3 protein-coding genes and 2 pseudogenes are annotated in these 3,317 nt (G+C 38.6%); all 5 read left to right on the forward strand.

Annotation, left to right across the window (positions count from 1 at the left end):
* A pseudogene (locus G5T77_RS17085) lies at positions 1–202 on the forward strand (hypothetical protein); the annotation flags it as partial.
* Between the two features lie 154 nt (positions 203–356).
* Entirely contained in the window at positions 357–734 is a 378-nt protein-coding gene (locus G5T77_RS13115) for a hypothetical protein (RefSeq protein WP_044502095.1), read from the forward strand.
* A complete protein-coding gene (tet(X), locus tag G5T77_RS13120; protein WP_064754130.1) occupies positions 731–1,894 on the forward strand; it encodes a tetracycline-inactivating monooxygenase Tet(X) in 1,164 nt (387 codons plus the stop codon). Before G5T77_RS13115 ends, tet(X) begins: the two co-directional genes overlap by 4 nt.
* A gap of 17 nt (positions 1,895–1,911) precedes the next feature.
* Positions 1,912–2,772: a macrolide hydrolase EstT gene (gene estT / locus G5T77_RS13125; protein ID WP_077782102.1), complete on the forward strand. Its 861-nt coding sequence runs from the start codon at positions 1,912–1,914 to the stop codon at positions 2,770–2,772.
* A gap of 65 nt (positions 2,773–2,837) precedes the next feature.
* Positions 2,838–3,305, forward strand: a pseudogene (locus G5T77_RS13130) (GMP synthase (glutamine-hydrolyzing)); the annotation flags it as partial.
* Between the last annotated feature and the right edge of the window lie 12 nt (positions 3,306–3,317).

Raw genomic sequence — 3,317 nt, forward strand, 5'->3', positions numbered from 1 at the left:
GCGTTTATTCTTCCTATACGTTGTTCAGAATAACATTGTTCCGCCAACAATCAATTCGGTAGATATTGAACCTGAATATAGGGATATATTTAACTTGACGTTACACCAATCACAACAACGGCAAGTGAATTACGCAATGAGTAATACTTTTGGTTTTGGCGGACACATTGCCACAAGTATTTTTAAAAAATATGCTGAATAGAGAGTAGGTGCTAACTTCGGTTTGCTCGTGTTGGCGCTAAATCGAAAGTTCAAGTATCCCAACATGTTCCTTCGTATAGAAGTTAAAAGTTGGCAATTATCGTAGAACAACCTACAGACAACACCAATATGTAACCGATAAATAATTACAAAATATGACCGACAGAGTAAACATCATCAATAACTACATCGATGGATACAACCAATTTGATATCAAAAAAATGGTTGCAGACCTTGACGATAATATTGTTTTTGAAAACATTCAAAATAATGATATAAGTTTATCGCTGAAAGGGTTAACAGCGTTTAAACAACAGGCAGAAACAGCAAAAACATACTTTGCAAAGAGAACACAGACAGTTAAATCGTTTAGGCATTTTGACAACAGCACTGAAATAGAAATTGATTATACAGCAATTTTAGCAATTGACTTTCCGAACGGCTTAAAAAAAGGGCAAAAGCTAAAGTTATCAGGAAAATCCGTGTTTGAATTTAAAAAAAACAAAGTGATTAAATTGACAGACATTAGTTGACATTAAAACCAGCGAACAAGAATATGACTTTACTAAAACATAAAAAAATTACAATAATTGGTGCCGGGCCTGTTGGATTAACAATGGCGAGATTGTTACAGCAAAACGGCGTGGACATTACAGTTTACGAGAGAGACAAAGACCAAGATGCAAGGATTTTTGGTGGGACACTTGATCTGCACAGGGATTCGGGACAGGAAGCAATGAAAAGAGCGGGATTGTTACAAACTTATTATGACTTAGCTTTACCAATGGGTGTAAATATTGTTGATGAAAAGGGCAATATTTTAACCACAAAAAATGTAAGACCCGAAAATCGTTTTGACAATCCTGAAATAAACAGAAATGACTTAAGGACTATCCTATTAAATAGTTTACAAAATGATACCGTCATTTGGGATAGAAAACTTGTTACCCTTGAACCTGATAAGGAGAAGTGGATACTAACTTTTGAGGATAAATCGAGTGAAACAGCAGATCTGGTTATTATTGCCAATGGTGGAATGTCTAAAGTAAGAAAATTTGTTACCGACACGGAAGTTGAAGAAACAGGTACTTTCAATATACAAGCCGATATTCATCAACCGGAGGTGAACTGTCCTGGATTTTTTCAGCTTTGCAATGGAAACCGGCTAATGGCTGCTCATCAAGGTAATTTATTATTTGCGAATCCTAATAATAATGGTGCATTGCATTTTGGAATAAGTTTTAAAACACCTGATGAATGGAAAAGCAAAACGCGGGTAGATTTTCAAGACAGAAATAGTGTCGTTGATTTTCTCCTGAAAAAATTTTCCGATTGGGACGAACGCTACAAAGAACTGATTCGTTTGACATCATCTTTTGTAGGGTTAGCGACACGAATATTTCCCTTAGATAAGTCTTGGAAAAGTAAGCGTCCATTACCCATAACGATGATTGGAGATGCTGCTCATTTGATGCCTCCTTTTGCAGGACAAGGCGTAAACAGTGGGTTGATGGATGCCTTGATATTGTCGGATAATCTGACCAATGGGAAATTTAACAGCATTGAAGAGGCTATTGAAAATTATGAACAGCAAATGTTTGCTTATGGAAGAGAAGCACAGGCAGAATCAATAATAAACGAAACGGAAATGTTCAGCCTCGACTTTTCTTTCCAAAAACTAATGAATCTATAAAACAGAAAGGCGAGGAAATGAAAGAGAAAATAGTTAAAAAAAACGGAATAAGACTTTTTACCGAAAGTTTTGGATGTGAAAAAGATCCGGCAATACTCTTGATTGCGGGAGCAACGGTATCCATGTTGTATTGGGATGCTGAATTTTGCCAGAAACTATCTGAAAAGGGATTTTTTGTTATTCGCTACGACAATAGGGACGTAGGAAAATCTACTAATTACGAACCGGGTTCAACCCCCTATGATATTGTTGACTTAACCCATGATGCTATTTCAATTTTGGACGGCTATAAAATAGTCAAAGCCAATTTTGTGGGAATTTCACTGGGCGGACTGATTTCTCAAATAGCATCAATAAAATATGCCGACAGGGTAAGTTCAATAACACTAATCTCATCAGGTCCTTGGGGCGACTCAGACCCCACAATTCCTGAAATGGATACGCGTATTTTAGATTTTCACGGAAAAGCTGAAACCGTAGATTGGACAAATGAAGACAGTGTGGCAAATTATTTAATTCAAGGTGCTGAATTGATGAGCGGCAGGAAACAATTTGACAAACAAAGAAGTGAAAAACTGATTAGAGCCGAATTTAAAAGAGCTAATAACTATATAAGTATGTTCAATCATGCGGCACTGCAAGGTGGTGAAGAATACTGGAACAGATTGAGCGAAATCAATCAACCAACCTTAATTGTACACGGAACGGACGATAAAATATGGCATTTTAAGAATTCAGCAGTTTTACTTGAAAAGATAAACGGCTCAAAACTAATAACGCTTGATGGAACCGGACACGAACTACATTTCGAAGATTGGAATAAAATTATTGATGGAATAACGCAACATACAACAAATAACAAAAGAATGAACAAATAGGGTATTATGTATTTCCAAATCAACGGTTTAGAGATTGAAGCTAATATCAATGTGTTATGACGCTCAAGCTGGTGGAGCCGCTGCGCGAGCTGTTTAAAGATGAGGTGCGCAAGATCGGTATGGAGTTAGGTCTGCCCTACGACATGGTTTACCGTCATCCCTTCCCTGGCCCTGGCTTGGGTGTGCGTATTCTTGGCGAAGTAAAAAAAGAATATGCCGACAGGTTGCGCTTGGCTGATGCCATCTTTATCGAAGAGCTGTATGCCGCTGACCTGTATCACAAAACCAGCCAAGCCTTCGCTGTATTCTTGCCAGTGAAGTCGGTTGGCGTAGTGGGCGATGCCCGCCGCTATGAGTATGTGGTGGCATTGCGCGCAGTAGAAACTATCGATTTTATGACAGCGCGCTGGGCACACTTGCCGTATGAGTTTTTAGAAACGGTTTCTAGCCGCATCATTAATGAGATTCCCGGTATTTCGCGGGTAACCTACGATGTTTCCTCAAAGCCGCCGGCAACTATTGAGTGGGAGTGACGGGCACTGGCT

The organism is Acinetobacter sp. GFQ9D191M (genome assembly GCF_011174875.1).
Classification (GTDB): domain Bacteria; phylum Pseudomonadota; class Gammaproteobacteria; order Pseudomonadales; family Moraxellaceae; genus Acinetobacter.